Here is a 20,661-nt window from a genome sequence, read left to right on the forward strand (position 1 = left end):
GTGGTCGGCGACGTCGTAGTCGGCGACGTGGTCGGCGACGACGTGGTCGGCGACGGCGTAGTCGGCGACGTGGTCGGCGACGTCGTGGTCGGCGTGGTGGTCGGCGACGTCGTGGTCGGCGACGTCGTAGTCGGCGACGTCGTGGTCGGCGACGTCGTGGTCGGCGACGTCGTGGTCGGCGACGTCGTGGTCGGCGTAGTCGGCGTCGACGTGGTGGTCGGCGTCGTGGTCGGCGACGTCGTAGTCGGCGACGACGTGGTCGGCGACGACGTGGTCGGCGACGGCGTAGTCGGCGACGTGGTGGTCGGCGACGTGGTGGTCGGCGACGTGGTGGTCGGCGACGTGGTGGTCGGCGACGTGGTGGTCGGCGACGTGGTGGTCGGCGACGTGGTGGTCGGCGTGGTGGTCGGCGACGTAGTCGGCGTCGGCGTGGTGGTCGGCGACGACGTGGTCGGCGACGACGTGGTCGGCGACGACGTGGTCGGCGACGTCGTAGTCGGCGACGTGGTCGGCGACGACGTGGTCGGCGACGGCGTAGTCGGCGACGTGGTCGGCGACGTCGTGGTCGGCGTGGTGGTCGGCGACGTCGTGGTCGGCGACGTGGTGGTCGGCGACGACGTGGTCGGCGACGTCGTGGTCGGCGACGTCGTGGTCGGCGTAGTCGGCGTCGACGTGGTGGTCGGCGTCGTGGTCGGCGACGTCGTGGTCGGCGACGACGTGGTCGGCGACGTCGTGGTCGGCGACGACGTGGTCGGCGACGTCGTAGTCGGCGACGTCGTAGTCGGCGACGTCGTAGTCGGCGACGTCGTAGTCGGCGACGTCGTAGTCGGCGACGTCGTAGTCGGCGACGTCGTAGTCGGCGACGTCGTAGTCGGCGACGTCGTGGTCGGCGACGTCGTGGTCGGCGACGTGGTGGTCGGCGACGTGGTGGTCGGCGACGTGGTGGTCGGCGACGTGGTGGTCGGCGTGGTGGTCGACGTAGTCGGCGTCGGCGTGGTGGTCGACGTAGTCGGCGTCGACGTGGTGGTCGACGTAGTCGGCGTCGACGTGGTGGTCGACGTAGTCGGCGACGACGTGGTGGTCGGCGACGTCGTGGTCGGCGACGTCGTGGTCGGCGACGTCGTAGTCGGCGACGTCGTAGTCGGCGACGTCGTGGTCGGCGACGTCGTAGTCGGCGTGGTGGTCGGCGACGTCGTAGTCGGCGACGTGGTGGTCGGCGACGTCGTAGTCGGCGACGTGGTGGTCGACGTGGTGGTCGGCGACGATGTGGTCGGCGTGGTGGTCGGCGACGTCGTCGTATTCGGCTGGGCTGTGGTGTTCACCGGAGTACTGCTGTTGCCGGTGAAACTGGAGCCGATTTCCCGGCCGCGGCTATCGGTGACCCGGTTGGTGGTCACTGGCTCTGCCACCACCGGAATCCTGGCCGGTCCGGCGGTGGTGTTCGGCCTAGTCGTCGGCGGCGCGCTCGTGGTGTTCGGCCTGGTCGTCGTGGTCGGCGACGTCGTGGTCGGCGACGTCGTAGTCGGCGACGTCGTAGTCGGCGACGTCGTAGTCGGCGACGTCGTAGTCGGCGACGTCGTAGTCGGCGACGTGGTGTTGATGTTCTCAGGGGATTTCAGCGGCGCGATCGGATCGAGCGGGCGGATGTTCACCGGGTCGATGTGCGGCACCTTGGCGTGCGGGCGGCCGCCGCCGCCCGGCTCGAAGGCGCCGAAGATGCCGTCGGTTACGTTGCCGTCGGAGCTGTGCGTCGCGAGGTTGGTGGCCGGGTTACTGGCTGCTGCGGCGGCGATTTGCAGGCCGGTGTTGCCCAGGGGCTTGATGGTGGTGCGCAGGCCGCGGGGCAGGTGGGCGAGGGTGTTGCCGCCGAACTTGCCGATCACGCCGCCGAAGCCCTCGGCCAGGCCGCTCAGTGCGCCGCCGATCGCGCCGCCGATCGCGGAGCCCTTGAGGGATTCCTTGTCGAAGCCGTCGCGGTGTCCGGTGAGGATCTGGCCGCCCTGGATGCCCGCGTCGAGGCCGACCATGAAGGCGGTGCCGATGGCGGTGTTCGTGATGACCTTCACCGCGATCTGGCGCAGGATGGCGGCGAGGCCGGCATCGATCATCTTCTGCACCAACGCGCGCAGCAGCACGCCGATGCCGACGCGGGCGGCGGCGATGACCGACGGGGCGAAGATCGAGCCGAACAGGGAGGCGAACAGGGAAGCCAGGGTCGCGGCCAGGATGGCCAGCATCCCGATGATCATGATCTTGGTCTTCTGGATGTCGGCGCCGCCGTTCTGCAGCGCCTTCGCCAGTTGTTCCGCGCCGTCCTTCATCTGGCTCGCCGAGTCGCCCAGCGAGTCCCTCAGGAACTTCTGAAGTTGTTCTCCGGTTTCGCCCTGGATCGCCTCACCGAAGGCGCCCGCCTCCACACCCAGGTCGGAGGCGAGCTGCTCCAGTTCGCCGGCGAAGGTCCGCCACGAGTCCGCCAGGTCCCACATGTCGTGCTCGTCGCCCTCTGGCCAGGGCATGCCGACGGTGAACTCCAGCAGCTTCTGGAGCCCGTGCGGCAAATGCGTGGCCATGGTGAGGACCTATCCGACCGAGATGTGCTTGGGGTTAAAGGTTCTTCGAGTTGTTCTCGTCTGTCTTCTCGAACTCGGTGATGGTCTGGTCGATCTGTTTGGTCGCGCCCTCTACGCCCTCGTCGATCTTGCCCGAGTTGTCGAGCATCTGCGTCGCGCCGGGCTTGTAGCCCTTGGCGAAGGCCTCGCCGAACTTGTCGCCGCCCCAACAGCCGTCCTTCGCGGCGGCGTCGGCCTTGATCTTGTCCACAGAGGACTGGAAGCGCGCCGCGATGTTCTTCAGCCTCGCGTTCTCGGCGCGCGCCTGGTCCGGGTCGATCCTGGTCTTGTCAGCCATTGCGGCTACCTCCCTGCGTGTCCTTCGGGGAACGACCGAGGATGCCGTCGCCGGCTTCGTCACCCAGGAACGGCGACACGAGCTTCTGGAAGATGTCCTCGGCGTCCATCTTTCCCGTGGCCAGATCGGCGAAGCTGATTCCCGGCAGGAAGTCCTCGCCCATCGCGTCGGCCACCTTCTGCATGCACTGGGCACGTCCGGCGCGGATCGTCTCCACGAGCAGGTGACTCAGTTCCGCAGGCGCCATGCCCCGGTATTTGGTGCCGTGGAACGTGATTCCGGTGATCTCGCCACGTCCGTCGAAGTCCATCGAGACCGAACGGTCCTTGGACCGCACCGTCGTCGACTCCTCGTCGATCATGTTCGTCACGTCGGTGAGCTTGCGGTGCTCGCGATCGAGAGCGGACAGCGCCGCCTCTCCGGCTTCCTCCACCGAGCCGTACTCGGCGCTCCAGTCCTTCATCGCGCATCCTTTCCTTGCCCGGTGGCATTCCTGTCGCCGGTATGGCCCAGCCTGTGATCGCAGGTGCCGTCACGTCCCGGTTGAGCGGCCGCCGGGTGGGTGACTGTCCACTCGGTACCGTCCCCGCGCAGCCACACCTCGGAGCCGCGTCCCACCGGACCCGACAAACTCGGCGGAACCGCTCCGCCCAGGGCAGGGCGCATCATGTTCGCCCCGGAGTTCGCATCCGGAGCAAGTTGCGAGGCCGCGGACACGGCCAGCGGATGCGGCTGAGGACCTGGCGCGCCCGCGGCCGCTGGCGCCGCGGGAGGGGCAGGTGGCGCCGCAACGGGCGGCGCCGCGGGAGCGGTTGGTACGGACGCGAGCGCCGAACTGCTCGTCAACGAGATCTGCGGACGCACCGCCGACGCCGAATCCGGAACAGGGGTTGCGGCAGGAGCCGTGGACGCGGCAGGAGCCGCAGGCGTGGCAGGAGCCGCGGATGTGGCGGGAGTTGCGGACGTGGCGGGAGTTGCGGCCGACGCCGACGCGGCGGAGGAAGGGGAAACCTCGAGCTTCACCGACGTCGCAGGGTCCACAGTGGACAGCTTAGCCGACCGGTCCAGTTCGACCGGGACCTCCGCGGGCTCGGCGTGCCTCCGCTCACGATGCGTTGTGGATTCCGCGGTGGCCGGGGCGGGGGCGGTCGGCCGCAGAGCGAGCGCGGCCGGATCCGCCTGATCGGCCAGGCGCGCGAAACCGTTGAAAGAACGCGCTTTCGGGGCGGGCGCGCTGCTGGGCGCCGGCCGGGTCGCGTACTGCGCGAAACGTCCGAACGCGGCCTGCGGCACCGGCTCGGTCACCGGCTCCTCCGCCGGCATGTGCACCGCGGGCGAGGTGGTGCGCCCCAGCAGCGAATGCGTCGACTTCGCGGCAACGGGTGCGCATCCCGTGGCGCCACCGAACATGACCGCGTGACGTGGAGCCGGCATGGGCAGCAACTGACCCGACGCGGTGCGTTCCGGCAGCTCCGGCATCTCGCCACCGACCCGCCGGTACGTGCCGGACAGGTCGTCGAGGATCTTGCGGGCCTGCTTGTCGCGATCCGATTCGGCGTTCTTGTCCGCGTTGGGCGGCATGTGCTGCAAGTCGAGCAACCGCTGCCGGCTGTCCACAATGGCGTCGCCGATGCGGCGCAGCATGACCGGATAGGTGGGCACATCACCCAGCAGCACCTCGAGGTGCCGGACCAGCCCGTCCAACTGGACGAACCGCTGCTCGGCGTTGTTCGCCCAGGCGTCCTCCAGGGTCCGCCGGTGCTTCGCCAGCTTGCTCTTGGCGTCGTGCAGTGTTTTCGCGGCTTCGTCGAAAGCCTGCGCCTGCACGTAGAAGCTCTCCGGATCCGCGGTGAGCACGCGCTCGAGGACCTGCTCGAAGGTCAGCTGCCCATCGGGTGAGGTTGCCATCGTCAGCTCCGTCCGAGCGTCGGCGACGACACTCCGGTGTCGTCGTCCTGCCAGTCATCGGGATCGCCCTGCAGCCAGGTGGTGCGTTCGCGTTCGTTCTTCTGACCGGCACCACCGGCTCCCGCACCGGCTCCACCCGGCGGCGGCATCATCGGCGCACCGGACTCGCCGGGCGCACCGCCCGGCCGGCCGGAGATCGTCTCGCCGCCGATCGTCGCGCCGCGGCCGGGCACGTTGAAGCCCTGTTCCCGGGCGGAGTTCACGGAGCCGTCCGACGTCAGCGAGACATCGGGGCTGCCCAGCTTGCCGCCTCCAAGTCCACCTCCGAGACCACTTCCGCCGAGACCGCCGGTTCCACCGGTCTTGCCTCCACCGCCGAGGAAGCTCGACAAGGAGGTCTTGTCCTTCAACCCGGTGGCGTCGAGCGCCTTGATCGCCTCGTGTGCGTCCCGGCGAGCCGAGTCGGCGAGGTCCGACGTGGTGGGCGAACCGCCGCCGGAGTTGAGCGAGTTGATGGCATCCTGCGCCTGCTTCCGTGCCTCTTCCGCGGCGGCAGCGTTCCCGCCACCACCACCGCCGCTGCCCTGGGAACCGCTCGAGGTGCCGTGGCTCGACAACGGCCCACCGCCGCCCGACCCTCCACCTGAGCCCCCACCCGAACCACCGCCGGAGTTGAGCGCGTTGATGGCGTCCTTGGCCTGCTGCTGAGCTTCTCGCCGGGCAGCCTCGTTCGCGGCACTCGTCTTCGGGTCCGGACCACCGCCGGAACCAGACCCGCCACCAGAACCACCGCCCGAGCCAGAGCCACCCGAGCCGGAACCAGTGCCCTTGTGGCCGGGGTCGTCACAGTTGGGGTCGCTGCCAGTGCCAGTGCCGCCGCCCGAGCCGGAGCCACCGCCGGAGTTGAGCGAGTTGATGGCGTCCTTGGCCTGCTGCTGAGCTTCTCGCCGGGCAGCCTCGTTCGCGGCACTCGTCTTCGGGTCCGGACCACCGCCGGAACCGGAACCACTTCCGCCACCGGAGTTCAGACCCTTGATCGCGTCATCCGCAGCCTTCTTGGCGTCGTTCAACGCCTTCTGCCGCGCCTCATCACCCGAACCGCCACCCGAACCCGAACCACCACCACTCTCGCTGCCCTGGGAACCGCCCGAGGTGCCGTAGCTCGACAGTGGCCCACCGCCACCGGAGCCCGAGCCCTTCCCACCACCGGAGTTCAAACCCTTGATCGCGTCATCCGCGGCCTTCCTGGCGTCCGTCAACGCCTTCTGCCGCGCCTCATCACCCGAGCCACCGCCCGAACCCGAGCCACCGCCGGAACCGGAACCACTTCCGCCACCGGAGTTCAGACCCTTGATCGCGTCATCCGCGGCCTTCTTGGCATCGTTCAACGCCTTCTGCCGCGCCTCATCACCCGAACCGCCACCCGAACCCGAACCACCACCCGAACCCGAGCCGCCACCACTCCCGTAGCTCGACAATGGCCCACCGCCACCCGAACCCGAGCCCTTCCCACCACCGGAGTTCAAACCCTTGATCGCGTCATCCGCGGCCTTCCTGGCGTCCGTCAACGCCTTCTGCCGCACGGAATCCGCGTCGCCGCCCTGGCCGGCACCACCGGAATCGGTCTTCTTGAGGCTGTCGATCGCGTCGTTGGCGGCCTTCTTCGCCTGATCCAGCGCTTTCTGCCTGACCGGGTCGTTCGCACTCTTCTGCTGCAGCTTGTCGATCGCGTCGTTGGCAGCCTTTTTGGCGTCGTTCAGCGCCTTCTGCCGCGTCTTGTCCGCCTCGCTGTCGGTACCGCTGCCCTTGCGGCCGACAGCCCCTCCCCCGCCACCGACGCCTCCACCGGCACCGCCGTCCTGATCCCCCTGCTTCAGCTTGTTGATCGCGTCGTCGGCAGACTTCTTCGCGTCGTTCAGCGCCTTCTGCCGCGCCGTGTCCGTCTTGTCGGTGGCCGTGCCACCAGTACCGCCGGTGCCACCCTTCTTACCTCCACTGCCGCCGCCCTGGGAACCGCCCGGGGTGCCGTAGCTCGACAATGGCCCACCGGAGCCCTGGGAACCGTCCGGAGTGCCGTAGCTCGACAATGGCCCACCGGAGCCCTGGGAACCATCCGGGGTGCCGTAGCTCGACAATGGCCCACCGGAGCCAGTGCTGGTGCCGGTGTCGTCCTTCTGCAGCTTGTTGATCGCGTCGTCGGCAGCCTTCTTCGCCTCGTCCAGAGCCCGCTGCCGGGCGGCATCGGTCGACTGGGCTCCGTTGCCGTCGGTCGACGGCGGCTGCTTGGCCAGATCGTCGAAGCTCTTGTCGATGGCCTTCTTGGCGTCGTTCAGCGCGGCGCGCCGCTCGTCGGCCTCGGGCGAGCTCCCCGCGGGCGGCGTCTTCTTGAGCAGGTCGTCAATTCCCTTGTCCGCGACCTTCTTCGCGTCCGCGATGGCCTTCTGCCGAGCCTTCTCGGCTGCTTCGTTGCCACCCGTGGTCCCGCCGGTGGTGCCTCCGGTGCCGCCCTTGCCACCCCCCGTGTCACCACCCTTGGTACCGCCGCCGGCGCCTCCGCCCCCACTGCCGCCACGCGTACCGTTGCCGGAGTGCGCTCCGCGCGGTGGCTGCATCGCCCTCGGGTCGAACTGGGTCAGGGCGGCCCCGTTGCGTGAGTACGAGTCGGAGAGGTTCAGCAACGCCCGCCGCAGCTCGGGCAGCACGATGGTGTCGACGTCCTTCTTCAGCACCGTGGTCATGTACGCCCCGGCGTCGAACTCGACGCCCAGCGTGGTCATCGCCGTCGCCAGCTTGTCGACGAGCTGTGCCTTCGTCTGGACGCGGGACGCGAACTCGGCCTCGATCTCGGCGACGTGCGCCTGGAAGAAGGTGATCGACGTACCGATCGAGCGCAGCGCGGCGGGGTAGCCCGCCAGCGCCGTGGTGACGTCCTGGCTGCGCCGCAGGATCTGGTTCGTCGCGAAGTCCTGGAACTGGTCGCCCGCCCAGCCCTGGAACGAGGGCTTCACGCCCTGCACGGCCGAGTTGAAGTCCTGCTGGAACTCCGTCAGGTTGCTGATCGACGCGTCGAACGCGTCCGCGAGCGCGGTCCAGGTTTCCGCGGCACCGTTGTTGAGCGCGGCGCCGGCCACGGATTTGAACTGCGGGATCGACGTGATGGCGTCGACGTTGGGGCTGGGCGCGCCGCCCGTCGGACCGTTCACCTGGCCAACGGTCGAACCGATCTCGGGGCCGGGACCCATGGTGATCTTCGACGGGTCGATGGTGATGATCGGGCCCGTGTTGGTGTTGGCGAACTTGCCAGGCCCGCCGGTCACGTGAAATTCCGGGTCCGGAGCGAACTTGCCCGGCCCGCCGGTCACGTGGAGCTGCTGTTCCTCACCTGGGTCCGGTGTGGTCATCTCACGTCCTCAGCTTCAGCGTCTTGGATCCGCACAGCTCAAGTGGGTGCCAGTACACGGTGTGCACTGGCACCCTGTTCAACTGGACGAGGAACGTCGACATCGCGCTACAGCGTCGGGATCGTGTCGTTCATCGTGAACGGATCACTCTCGGGTTCCTCCCGCGCTTCGGCCGGCTCCAGCTCCGCCGCCGGCTCCGGCTCGAAGGTCGGCGGTGGAGCGTTGTCGAACTCCGAGCTCTTGCCGTCGTACTCCTGGTTGTCCCAGGTGGGCGTGCCGGTGACCTCCTTGGCCGTCTTGCCGCTGTTGTAGGAGTCGACCTTCAGCACGTTGACCTCGTGCCCGACGACGCGGTCGAGCTGCTTGCAGTTCGTGTCGTCGGTCTGCTCGAGCGTGTCGCTGACCCCTTTGAGGCTGTCGTCGATGTTGCCGAGGACCAGCTTCACGTGCGTCGCGTGCTCCAGCAGGCTCGTCTGCCTGTTGTGGACCACGTCCTCGAGCCACGTCGCGGTCTCGAAGTTTCCGGCCTTCGTCTCAGCGGATGCGCACTTCTGGAACGGTGACATGTCACTGAGCAGGCCACCGATGTCGCCTGCCGCGGAGCGCACCGCCTCCGGGTCGATGTGCGTGCGGTCACTACCAGCCATGTCGGCCCTTTCTGGGATACCGGGACTACTGCGATGATGGAGCCGGGTGGTGCCGGACACGGGACGTCCGGCACCACCCGTGGCATCAGTGCTGGAAGCGGCGCGACTGGCTGCGGTCCCTGTCGTTCATGTTGTTGGAACCGGTGTGCACCTTGCCCGCCAACGTGTCGAGCTGCTCGTTGCTCTTCGTCAAGTCCTGCGCGATCTTCTGCGAACAGGTGTCGTAGCCCTGCGCGGAGGCACCGGTGAAGTCGCCCAGCAGCTCCTGCACCTGCTTGCGCAGGTTGCCCACCTGGTCCCGGATGTTGCTGTTGATCTTCCGCATGTGGTTCACACCGTCGGAGATCGAGGCGTAGTCGTAATTGATCAGGCCGCTTCCCACAGTTCACTCCTGATAGGTAAAGAAGAATTGAAGTATTGGTGTCCCGAATGGACGTCAGAGGTTGGAGTTGTCCTCGTCCTGGCTGCGCAGGTCGGAGGCGACGCTGTCGAGCGTGGTCGCCATCGTCGTCAGGTTGCCGACGATGTCCTTGGTGAGGCGGTCCCACTCCTGGTGGACCTCGAGCAGCCGCTGCATCATCCGGCCGCTGTTGACCGACGTCAGGGTGCTGATGTGGTTGGTGAGGTCCCGCTGCTGGTTGGTGATGTCGTCGGCGCACGTGCGGTGCCTGCCGGCCATGGCCGTCACCTCGGACGGAGTCAGCTTGGTGTTCGGCATTCTCGTAACCTCCTGGATGAATTTCGAAGGCCGTCCGGTGTTCGCCAGGTGCGGCCGCACTTCAATTAGAGGTGGGAATGCGGGTCCGCGCGGGTCATCTGTCCTGTTGGGACCCAAGCCGGGGACTTTCCCTCAGGAGCCCGGCGGGCTGATCGGCCTGCTCACGAGCGCGGCCTCGGGGCCCAGGGCGGGCCCGCTGGGCAGGAGAGCCAGCAGCGCGGCCGGCACTCCAGCCGGCTCCAGGTGTCCGTAGCCGAGGATGGACGCCACGTTGTCCGCCACCAACGGGTACTTGACCCCCAGATCGGTGACGAGGAACCCGGCACCCGGTGGCGCACCGGATGCGGAAACGGTGCGCACCAGCGCTCCACCACCCACAGGGATGACAACCTGGTCGGCCGTGGTCCCCACGGTGTGCTTACCGGCCGGAGGCACGGCATCACTCTCCGTCGATTCCGGCAGGATCACGAGCGTCGGCAGCTGGCCGGCACCGGCCCGCGGATCGAATCTCATGCAAGGTTCCCCTGACGCACCGAGGTTCACCAGTGGCGGCGGTGTCGTCGGCAGGTCTGCCGAGATGGGGTCGTGGTCCATCACGCGCACCCCCGCGACGTCGCCGGGTCCCACCTCAACCGGCCGCACGGAGCTGTCCGGATAGGCGGCCTTCAGGGCGGGGTTGATCAGCAGCATGGCGGCGACGCTGCGGCTGACCGGCATGAGCCCGCCCGCCTGCAGCACGTAGATCTCGTCCGATCCGGTCGCCGGGTTCTTGAGCTCGTAGAGCTGCCCGATCAGGCCGGGCTTGCCGCCGACGAATGGTCCAGGCTTGCCGATGTCCGCAATGGACGGAGGTTGCAGGTCACGTCCGGCGGGAATCACGTTCAGCCAGGCGGGTGACACCCGAAAGGGTGGAGCCGAGTTGTAGCCCAACGCTTCCAGGATCGTCGAATCCGCGATCTTGTGCCGGTTTCCCCGCCACACGAGGTAGGTGACACCGTCCGGAGTGGACACCAGGAGTGCCTGGTCCTGCGGCGCGGGCGTGCCCTCCGCGCCGTCCAGGCGCAGGGTCACGGTCGCGGCGCTCGCCACGGCCTGCTCGTCGGCGGGCTTGGCGCAGACCGTCCACGGCGAGGTGTTGACCCGGTCCGCCATGGGCAACCCGTCCGGTGCGCCGGGAATCCCGATCGGTGTTCCGACCGGCACACCCGTGAGCGAACTCTTGGTGACCGTGACGAGTTTGCCCGCGTCACCTGCGGCGAGCAGCGCGGACGAGAGGTTCAACGCGGGCCGCAGCTGGCCGTCGAGGAAGACGTACCGGGCTCCGGAGTCCTTCTCCAGCACCACCGCCCCCGGCACCCGCCAGGAGTTGTTGCCGCCGGGGAACATCAACCCGACGATGCCGAAGATCGCCACGAGCAGACCCGCGAGCAGCAGGCCGAGGAAGGTACCGCCGTTGAACCGCTTGTTGGGGTGCTCCAGCACGTCCGGTTTGCCCTGCATGAGGCCGGACACCAGGCGGCCGACGACGAAGAAGTACGCCTGGACCTGATCTCTGCGTGACTGCATCAGCCGCTCAGCCCCCTGACCCAGGCATAGACGTCCAGGACCGCCAGCAACAACGGGATGACGGCGATCGCGGTCGCGTGTTCGAAGATGTCCACCGCGCGTCCCCAGTAGGGCCGCATCCGCTTGCCGGGCAGGACGGACGTCAGCACGACCAGAGCGGCGCCGACCAGCACGAGCGGCGTCAGCACCGCCAGCACGCGGTCGAGCGGATGATGGCCGAAGCCCAGGCGGAGCACGATGGTCACGACCGCGGCGATGGCGGGCACGAGCAACGACCACCGCGGCACCACGCCGCTCAGGTGCCGGGAGCGCATGAGCAGCAACAACGCGCAGACCGCGCCGAAGATCAACGGCCACTGTCCACCCCGGACGTTCAGGACGATCAGCAACAGTGCCTGCGCGACACCGAAGCCGAGGTAGAGCGCCCTGAGATAGCCGAAAACGATCGCACTGCGTTCGACGACGACCTGGTGCGGGACCGGTTCGGTGTCCTCCTTCACCTCCGCCGCCTCGGTGGGCAGCATCGGCAGCCTCAACCGGCCGAGCCGGAACGCCGTGCCCGGTATGAAGAGGCTCGCCACCACGTTCACCGTGATCCCGATGGCGACGCTCTGCTGCGCGGTCAGGTCCGACCACGTCCAGATCACCGACGGGATCAGCACCATGACCCCGAAGGTGAGCCCCGCGGTGAAGATGAGCGCCGAGTCGGCGACCGCGACCAGGGCGAGCACTGTCGCCGCGACCGCCATCGCCAGGGCGCAGGTGATCCAGACGCCGAGTTCGCCGGCCGGATCGAGCCACAGCGCGAGGAGCCACCCCGCCGCTGTCGCGTAGGCGATGCCGACCAGCGCGAGGCCGGTGGCGTTGACCAGGTCCCCGACGGTGCGGGCCGCGGCGGCCGCACCGATGAGGAGAGCCAGTGCCAGCACGGCGGGCACCAGCCAGAACGACGAGGCGCCGGGACCCGCGAAGAGGGCCACCAGGCCGGTGAGCAGCGCGACCATCGCACCTGCTCGCAGCATCCACCGCGACCGCTCCGGCGTCCACTGGCCCGCGTCCCCGCGCGCCCGTTCGGCCAGGCCGTCGACCAGGTCGTCGTAGTCCAGCGGGGCGAACTCCTCGCCCCGAGGTCGCAAGTGGACGGTGTCGCCGTCGAGCAGCTGCAGCTCGGCGGGCGACTTGTCCTCGTCCAGCGGCGGTTCGCCGAGCCGCTGTGCGACCCAGCCCTCGTGGTCGACGCTTTGTTCGATCCACTCCTTCCCGAACTGGGCCAGGATGGAGGGCAGGAGGTCGACCAGCTGCACTTCACCCGGTAGTGCCACGTCCACCGCTTTGTCGCCGAGAACGAACCGTAGCCTCGTCGGCACGTTTGTGCGATGCTGCGTGCGTTCTTCCATTTTGGGCACCGGAATCCTTCTGGCGAAAGACGAGCGTGCTGCGGAACCTAGCCGTGGCACGCCTGACCCCGCAGATGGTGATCAAGCCAGATCGCCACTTTTGGGGAAACCCTTCACCAGAGGAGTCCGAGTGGCCACTGAGGTGTTCCTGCGCAGGACGCGGCGGCCGGGGCCGACCGCGCCCGGCGACGAGATCGAGCTGCAACCGCCACCTGGCGTCCCCGAGGTGACCGGCGGCGGTGTCGGCGCTGTCCTCACCTACGCACCGATGGCGCTCAGCTCGCTCGCCATGGTGCTCATGTTCGTCCGGCCCGGCTCCGGCGCGCTCGCCTACGTCGGCGGCGGCCTGATGCTCGTGGCGGCTGTCGGCATGCTCGTGGCCAACATGCTGAAGTCCGGTGTGGATCACAAGGAGAAGCTGCGGGGCGACCGTCGCGACTACATCCGCTACCTCGGCCAGCTGCGCGGCAAGATGCGCTCGGCGCTGTCCCAGCAACGCAAGGCCGCGTTGTGGCTGCACCCCGATCCGCGCTCGCTGTGGTCGATGGCCATGGGCTACCGGCTGTGGGAACGGCGCCCGATGCACGAGGACTTCGGCGAGGTGCGCATCGGTGTCGGCAAGCAGCGCAGCTCCACCAAGCTGCACCCGCCCGCCGACACCAAACCGCTCGAGGACCTGGAACCGTTGTGCGCGCACGCGTTGCGCCGGTTCATCCGGGCCTACTCGACCCTCAACAACGCCCCGATCGCGGTGTACCTGCGCGCCTTCGCCCGCCTGCAGTTCCAGGGCTACCCCGAGGAGGTCCGCGGCCTGGTGCGCGCCCTGCTGAGCCAGCTCGCCACCGCGCACAGCCCCGGTGAGGCGCGGATCGCGGTGTGCGTGAGCGACGAGGCCCGTGTCCACTGGGACTGGGTGAAGTGGCTGCCGCACAACCAGAACCTCGACACGCGGGACGCGACCGGACCGCGGCGGCTAGTCGCCGACAGCATCACCGAGCTGGAGCGGCTGCTCGGCGGCACGGACTTCATCGGCCGGCCACCGTTCGAACCGGACAGTCCGATCAGTGCCAACGAGCCGTACGTGGTCGTGGTGCTCGACGGTGTCTCGCTGCCCGACGAGCATCGCGTGTTCGACGAGGCGTACCGCAACACCATCGTGCTCGACCTGTCGGGCGCACTGCCCTGGCAGGCGCAGGCCCACACCCTGCACCTGCAGGTGGTCGACGGTCAGCTGAGCACGGTCGCGTTCGACCGGCTCGGCAAGCCGGTGCCCAGCCCGCTGTGCCAGGCGGACTCGATGAGTCCGCAGGCGGCCTCCGCGCTCGCCCGGCTGATCGCGCGCTACCGGGTCGGCGAGGCGCAGGACACCGAGGAACCACTGGCCGGTGACTACGAGCTGCCCAACCTGCTCGGCCTCGGCGACTTGCGGACGTTCGACCCCGTCACCTACCGGCGGACCAGGTCGAGTGCGCGCAGGCGGTTGCGGGTGCCGATCGGCATGACGTCCACCGGCGCGCCCATCGAGCTGGACATCAAGGAGTCCGCCGAGGGCGGCATGGGCCCGCACGGCCTGCTGATCGGCGCGACCGGTTCCGGCAAGAGCGAGCTGCTGCGCACGCTCGTGCTGTCGATGGCGGCCACGCATTCGTCGGAAGAGCTCAACCTCGTGCTGGTCGACTTCAAGGGTGGTGCCGCGTTCCTCGGGTTCGACAAGCTGCCGCACACCTCGGCGGTCATCACGAACCTCGCCGACGAGCTGGATCTGGTCGACCGCATGCAGGACGCGCTCGCGGGTGAGCTCAACCGCCGCCAGGAACTGCTGCGCGCGGCCGGCAACTACTCGTCGCGGCGCGACTACGAGGCGGCACGGGTGCAGGGGACCCAGCTGGAGCCCATGCCCGCGTTGTTCATCGTCGTCGACGAGTTCAGCGAGATGCTGGCGAGCAAGCCCGAGTTCGTGGAGACGTTCGCGATGATCGGCCGGTTGGGCCGAAGCCTCGGCGTGCACCTGTTGCTCGCCAGCCAGCGGCTCGACGAGGGCCGCATCCACAAGATCGAGAGCCACCTGTCGTACCGGATCGGCCTGCGCACGTTCTCCGCGATGGAGAGCCGCAGCGTGCTCGGTGTGCCGGACGCCTACGAGCTGCCCAGCAGTCCCGGCAACGGTTATCTGCGCCCGGACACGACGTCGCTGGTCCGGTTCAAGGGCGCCTTCGTCTCCGGCCCCTACCGGCCGCCGACGAGCAAGCGACGGCGCCGGGACGAGGTCGAGCAGGACCTCGTCGCGTTCGGCACCGAGTACGTGGCGCCTCGCGTGGACAACGACGAGGCGGAGGAGGAGCCCGAACGCGCCGAGGAGATGAGCAGCACGATGCTCGACGTGCTGATCGATCGGTTGCAGGGCGTCGGTCCGGTGGCGCACCAGGTGTGGCTGCCGCCGCTGAAGCAGCCGCCGACGCTCGACCAGCTGTTGCCGCCGCTGGTGGACCACCCGGCGCTCGGCCCGCGACCGGTCGGCGACCTCGACGTCTCCACGCTGCGCGCGCCGGTCGGCCTGGTCGACCTGCCCGCACTGCAGCGACGCGACCTGCTCGGCGCCGACCTGTCCGGCGCCAAGGGCAACGTCGCCATCGTCGGCGGACCGCAGACCGGTAAGAGCACGCTGATCCGCACGCTGCTCAGCGCGCTCGCCCTCACCCACACGGCGGCCGAGATCCAGTTCTACTGCCTGGACTTCGGCGGCACGCTGAGCTCGCTGGCCCGGCTGCCGCACATGGGCAGCATCGCCGGGCGACTCGATCGCGACCGGGTCACCCGGACCGTGGCCGAGATGAGCAACCTGATGGCCCGCCGCGAGCAGTTGTTCTCGCAGCACCACATCGACTCGATGACGAGTTATCGCAGGGCACGGCGGCAGGGCCAGTTCCTCGACCTCGACCCGCACGGCGACGCGTTCCTCGTCGTCGACGGCTGGTACACGATCCGCCAGGACTACGAGGAGCTGGAGGACCGGTTCAGCGAGCTCGCCGCACGCGGCCTCGGCTTCGGCGTGCACCTGGTGATCGCCACCAACCGCTGGTCGGAGATGCGGCCGTGGCTGCGCGACGTGCTCGGCACCCGGTTCGAACTGCGGCTCGGCGACCCACTCGAGTCCGAGATCAACAGCCGCGCCGCGGCAGGGGTTCCGGAGATTCCCGGCCGCGGCCTCACCGCCGACCGGATGCACTTCCTCACGGCGCTCCCCCGGATCGACGGCACCGGCACGACCGACGACGTCGCCGACGCGACGATCCAGCTCGCCGAGTCGCTCGACCTGCCGACGACCCCGAGGGCACCACAGGTGCGGTTGCTGCCGGGCGAACTGACCGCGGCCGCACTCCCCCCGCCGACGTCGGCCACGCCCGCGCTGGACATGACCATGGCGCTGGGCATCGAGGACGGCGCGCTGGGCCCGCAGTGGCACGACTTCGACGCGAACCCGCACCTGTTGATCTTCGGTGACGCGGAGACCGGCAAGACGAATCTGTTGCGGCACATCGCCCGTTCCGTGGCTGCCCACTACGGACCGGAGGAAGGGCGGGTGATGTTCGTCGACTTCCGCCGCGAGCTGCACGACGCGATCCCGCAGGACAACCAGATCAACTACACGGTCAGCACCGACGGTCTCTCCACGGCGATCAGCGAGGTCGCCGAACTGGTGCAGAGCAGGGTGCCGGGCGCGGACATCACGCCTGACCGGCTGCGCAAGCGCGACTGGTGGAGCGGCGGCAGGTTGTTCATCCTGATCGACGACTTCGAACTGGCGGAGACAGGTGGGTTCGACGACCCGATGCAGCCGTTGCAGTCGTTGCTGCCGCACGGTGCGGACATCGGTCTGCACCTCATCATCGCGCGCAGCACGGCCAGTGCCGGCCGGGCGATGATGCAACCGCTGATGCGGCGGATGTGGGAGCTCGGCACCGCTGTGGTGCTGTTCTCCTGCCCGAAGGACGAGGGCGTCTTCGTCGGCAACGTCCGGCCGAAGACGTTGCCGACCGGACGGGCGCAGTTCGTCAACCGCCGCCGCACGGTGAACCTGATGCAGACGCCGATCGTCGAGAAGTAGCCGGCAGGTCCTCTCAGGACGCAGAAGGCGGTGACCCGCTCCGGGTCACCGCCTTCTGCCTGAGCCGGCTGCTGGAAATGGTGTCTGCAAGTACCACCACCCCAACATCAGCAAGCACTTTCCTACCACCAACAGCTCCCTGCCTCCGCGATCAGAGCACCGCTGGTTCGACAGGAAGCGAACAGGTTGGGTGTAGTTGAGGGCGATTCGATCAAGAGTTGGTAGTACTTGCAGACGTCAGTCGGCGACAACGAGTTGCTGAGGCGTACGGTCACTGCTCGGGGGCGGACACCTCTAGACGGCGGGCGGGTCGCCAGCGGCGCCTCATGCCGATCGGCACCAACCACACGGCCAGCAACACGAGCGCCGCCACGAGAACCACGCCCAGCACGCTGAGCGTGACGACCACACCGCTGGTCCGGTCCTGGCTGGGAACCGGTGGAGCCAGGGCGCTTGCGGCGTCCGGTGCGGCCACCGCGCCCGTGGCGTCCTCCTGCGACAGCACCGAGGTCACCGCTGCGGCGGGATTCACCGTGCCCCAACCGAAGGCGGCGTCCGGAGCGTTCGCCGGCGGGCTGTCCGCGGTGGCCTGCAACCGGCTCTTCACCTGTGCGGCGGTGAGTTTCGGGTGATAGGCGCGCACCAGTGCCGCGACTCCCGCCACGAACGGTGCCGCGTAGCTCGTGCCGCTGGCCTCCCACTGTCCCGGGCCACCGGGTCCGATGCTGACGACGTCCACCCCGGGTGCGGCGAGATCCAGGTAGCTGCCGGTGTCCGAAAAGGACGCCCGCTTGCCTTCCCGGTCGACGGCTCCGACCGCGACGACGGTGTCGAAGGCGGCGGGGTACGGCGTCGGGTTGCCCTGTTCGGCGCTGTTGCCGGCCGAAGCCACGACCAGCACGTCATGTGCGGCGGCGTAGGCGACCGCCGCTTCGAGGTCCGCGTCCTTCGCCGACGTGCTCGCGGACACGTTCACCACCCTGGCACCGCCGTCCACCGCTGCCCTGATGCCCTGGGCGAGCGTCGCGGCCGAGGTGTCGGTGGCGTCGTCGGCGACACGGATCGGCAGGATCGTGGCGTCCGGCGCGACCCCGGCGAACATCGTGCCGTTCGCGGGCCCGGCGCCGACGATCCCGGCGACGAACGTGCCGTGACCGAAGCAGTCGGTGTTGGCGGGCTGGTTGCCGGGCTTGCGCACGTCGCGTCCCGGCAGGACCCGGCCCGCGAGCTGTTGCGCACCACCGTCGACGCCCGTGTCCACGACGCCGACGATGACACCGGCGCCGCGGGTGATCGACCAGATTCGTTGCGGGGCCAGCAGTTGCTGCGCCCACGGCACGGTGTCCGCGCTCGCCACCGGCGGCGGCAGGCACTGACGGGCGGACGGGATCTTCGGCACCGGCTCGGCGAGGGCGGGCTGGGGCACGGCGACCAGCGCGACGACCGCAGCGACCGCGGGCAGGGACCAGCGGTTCACGACGCCGCCCCGGCCACGCCCTGCAACTCGGCCCGCATCAGCGGTGTCGTCAGCCGCGCCAGCGCGTCCGGCTCCTCGACCAGGCGCAGCTCCGCGATCTGCCGGTCCTGCCACGCGCGTTCCAGCCGCGGCAACACGGTCCGATCGCGCTCAAGTGCCTGTGGTGACTGGGGATCCTCGTCCGGCAGCAGTTCACGGGAGAGCAGTGCGGTCCTCGGCGCGCGCGGGCCGGTGCCGTCCTCCGGTTCGTGGGTGCGCAGGGCGAGCGCCTTGAAACGACGGCCCACCGGGAAAACGACCTCGTCGACCGTCCGGCCCATGATCAGCTCGGAGGTGCGGCGGGCGGAGACCGGCCAGATCAACTGGTCCAGGTCCGCCGACGCCGTGGTCACGTCGAGCTCGGCGCTCGCGCTGAGGAATCCCGGCTCGCACAGGACCGAACCCGCGGTGTACGGGCTCTCCTTGCCCACGCGTTCCTGGCGCAGCACGACCTTGCGGTGCGTCGGCAACCGCCGCAAGCCCGACACCAGACACGGCAGGTACCCGTCGAACGGCTCCCGTCCCTCGGCCAGCGACTCGGCGAGTGACACCGCGCCGCCAACACCGCGGCCCAGGTACAGGCACACCGCCACGTAGTCCGCCTTGGCGTCGGGCTTGAGCATCGGCCACGCCGACAACGCCACGTTCACCGCCGCCAACGCTTCCGTGTAGTGCGCTCCCGCGCTGGTGGCCAGGCGCGTCTGCTCGGCGGGGGTGCTGGGCCGGTCGGCCAGTTCGACGGGCTTGCCCGGCCGCGGGCGTGCCACGACGACCGGCTCCTCGGCCTGCGGCTCGGGCTCGGGCTCGGCGACCGGTTCCGGTTCTGGCTCCGGCTCGGGTTCCTGCTGGGTGGCCGGTTCGGGGTTCGGTTTGGCGGTGGTCGGACCGGACACGGTGGTGACCGGCATCGCGGTCACCGCGATCGGAGGACGCGCGGGGGCCGGTCGCGGCACCGGAGCAGGCGGGATCTCCGGCTGCTCCACGGGTTCCGCGGTACTGCCGGCGTCACCGTCCGGATCCAGTCGCCGGGACAGCGGAACGGGCGCGACCTCCTCCCCGACGGGTTCAGCGGGAGCGACCTCGGGCTCGTGCTTCAGCGTGGCCCCCACGGAGCGGACGATGGCGCCGAGCGCGGCCAGGCCATCCGGTTCGGCGGTGCCCAGCACGTGGACCTCGGCTGTGTGGCACTGGTGCGGGGTGAGGCCGCTGATCAGCTCGCGGACGGCGGCCAGTTCGCTGTCGGTGACCTGCCGCCCCGCACCACCGACCGCGAGGGTCCACGTCCGGGAGTCGAGCCGCCCGGGGAGCGTCGGCTGGTCGCCCTCGGAGCGCACGTGCAGGCCGCCGGGCAGCACCTCGGCGAGCGGCGACGAGCTCTCGTCGCCGAGCCGCCGGTAGCTGCGGGGGCCGTGCTTCTCCCACCCCGGTGGCGGCGAGGCGATCCCCACCACCTCCGGCGCGGCGGCGCCGGGGCGTTGGCGCAGCAGGGCGGCCAGGGGCACGAGCACCTGCTCGCCGTGCTGGCCGAGCACCACGGTGCGGATCGCGCCCGCGGAGTTCATGGTCTCGAGGCCGGCGGTGATCATCACGTCGTGGCCGAGCAGGTGGGCGAGTTCGGCCGCCCACTCCGGCGCGGCCGCCGACGGTGACACGGGGACGTACAACAGGGCTTTGCGCATCGACTCCGGCAGGTCGCCGACGAGCTGCGCCACGGCTTTCGCCGCCACCTCGACGCCCGGCTGACCGACGACCATCTTCGGGATGCGCGGGTGCAGCGGCACCCGGAACGCCGGGCTGGCGTGGCTCAGCGCGGGCAGTCCCGCCGGACGGACCGCCAGTCCGGCGGGCACGATCTCGGTGACCAGGCCCGCCGCGGTGATCTGGCCGTCGGGCAGCTGGTGTTCCCATGTCGGCACCGGAAAACGGCTGCTGACCACGCCGCCGTTGCCACTGGGCCCGAAGCGGCGCCAGCCGACACCGCCTTCGCTTCGGTTGACGTACACCCCGGCGCCGACGGTGGTGAGCCCGCCGTGCGGGGCGATGACGTCGACCTCGAAGTCCACCGCCAGACCGTGCAGCCACGGCACGGAGGTGCCGTCGGGGTTGCCCAGGTCCGGCACGGCGAGCCAGACGGCCTTCAGCCCGGCGCCACCGGGAGTGGACCGCAGTGCGGACAGCCAGTCCCGCACCGCCACGAAGAGACCGGAGTGGCGGTGCGCGGAGGCCGACGCCAGCGCGAGAACGCTGCCGGGCACCCACGGGATGGTGCCGAGCAGGTCGGCGGCACCGGGTACCTCGTCTCTGCTGCGGATCAGGGTGTGCGGCCCACGCCATTCGACGACGAGATCACCACCCCGATCGCGGCGCTGGGACGGTAGCGGAGCGCCGGTGGCCGGTGCTGCCAAGGTGCGCCCTCCTGTTCGTGGACCTGACGCGACTCCCCCAGCACCGCATCGTCACAGGTGGGACGCCACGACAGGGCTCCGACAGGCCCGG

The 20,661-nt window shown here is 69.6% G+C and carries 13 protein-coding genes; 1 reads left to right on the top strand and 12 read right to left on the bottom strand.

Annotation, left to right across the window (positions count from 1 at the left end; all coding sequences use genetic code 11):
- The 10 genes from G7043_RS50510 to eccD all read right to left on the bottom strand — a co-directional run.
- On the bottom strand, positions 1–2,570 hold a 2,570-nt coding region (locus tag G7043_RS50510), incomplete at its 3' end, for a WXG100-like domain-containing protein (RefSeq protein ID WP_449279978.1).
- 34 nt (positions 2,571–2,604) lie between these two features.
- Complete coding sequence (locus tag G7043_RS44510; protein ID WP_166055252.1) at positions 2,605–2,907, bottom strand: WXG100 family type VII secretion target; 303 nt, start codon at positions 2,905–2,907, stop codon at positions 2,605–2,607.
- Positions 2,900–3,370 (bottom strand): YbaB/EbfC family nucleoid-associated protein, encoded by a 471-nt coding sequence (locus G7043_RS44515; protein WP_166055254.1) that lies wholly within the window; start codon positions 3,368–3,370, stop codon positions 2,900–2,902. The genes G7043_RS44510 and G7043_RS44515 overlap by 8 nt, the downstream gene beginning before the upstream one ends.
- Complete coding sequence (locus G7043_RS44520) at positions 3,367–4,815, bottom strand: hypothetical protein (RefSeq protein ID WP_166055256.1); 1,449 nt, start codon at positions 4,813–4,815, stop codon at positions 3,367–3,369. Before G7043_RS44520 ends, G7043_RS44515 begins: the two co-directional genes overlap by 4 nt.
- A gap of 2 nt (positions 4,816–4,817) precedes the next feature.
- Positions 4,818–8,216, bottom strand: a complete 3,399-nt coding sequence (locus tag G7043_RS49705; RefSeq protein ID WP_166055258.1) for a hypothetical protein — start codon at positions 8,214–8,216, stop codon at positions 4,818–4,820.
- 107 nt (positions 8,217–8,323) lie between these two features.
- A complete protein-coding gene (locus G7043_RS44530; protein ID WP_166055260.1) occupies positions 8,324–8,863 on the bottom strand; it encodes a hypothetical protein in 540 nt (179 codons plus the stop codon).
- Positions 8,864–8,948: 85 nt separating this feature from the next.
- Positions 8,949–9,245 carry a WXG100 family type VII secretion target gene (locus G7043_RS44535; protein ID WP_166055262.1) on the bottom strand — a complete coding sequence of 99 codons (297 nt, stop codon included), beginning with the start codon at positions 9,243–9,245 and terminating at the stop codon, positions 8,949–8,951.
- Positions 9,246–9,299: 54 nt separating this feature from the next.
- Entirely contained in the window at positions 9,300–9,581 is a 282-nt protein-coding gene (locus tag G7043_RS44540; protein ID WP_166055264.1) for a WXG100 family type VII secretion target, read from the bottom strand.
- A gap of 132 nt (positions 9,582–9,713) precedes the next feature.
- On the bottom strand, positions 9,714–11,147 hold the full coding sequence (gene eccB, locus G7043_RS44545) for a type VII secretion protein EccB (protein ID WP_166055266.1): 1,434 nt from the start codon (positions 11,145–11,147) through the stop codon (positions 9,714–9,716).
- The gene (gene eccD / locus G7043_RS44550; RefSeq protein ID WP_166055268.1) at positions 11,147–12,514 is read right to left on the bottom strand and encodes a type VII secretion integral membrane protein EccD; all 1,368 of its coding nucleotides are present in this window, start codon (positions 12,512–12,514) and stop codon (positions 11,147–11,149) included. Before eccD ends, eccB begins: the two co-directional genes overlap by 1 nt.
- A 160-nt stretch (positions 12,515–12,674) precedes the next feature.
- On the opposite strand from eccD, the gene eccCa reads away from it, so the two are divergent.
- Complete coding sequence (gene eccCa, locus G7043_RS44555) at positions 12,675–16,649, top strand: type VII secretion protein EccCa (protein ID WP_166055270.1); 3,975 nt, start codon at positions 12,675–12,677, stop codon at positions 16,647–16,649.
- Between the two features lie 271 nt (positions 16,650–16,920).
- Here the strand turns inward: eccCa and mycP are convergent, their stop codons facing one another.
- A complete protein-coding gene (mycP, locus tag G7043_RS44560; RefSeq protein WP_313888402.1) occupies positions 16,921–18,126 on the bottom strand; it encodes a type VII secretion-associated serine protease mycosin in 1,206 nt (401 codons plus the stop codon).
- Positions 18,123–20,570: a hypothetical protein gene (locus G7043_RS44565; RefSeq protein WP_166055272.1), complete on the bottom strand. Its 2,448-nt coding sequence runs from the start codon at positions 20,568–20,570 to the stop codon at positions 18,123–18,125. Before G7043_RS44565 ends, mycP begins: the two co-directional genes overlap by 4 nt.
- Positions 20,571–20,661: the final 91 nt, after the last annotated feature.

The organism is Lentzea alba, from assembly GCF_011067745.1.
Classification (GTDB): domain Bacteria; phylum Actinomycetota; class Actinomycetes; order Mycobacteriales; family Pseudonocardiaceae; genus Lentzea; species Lentzea alba.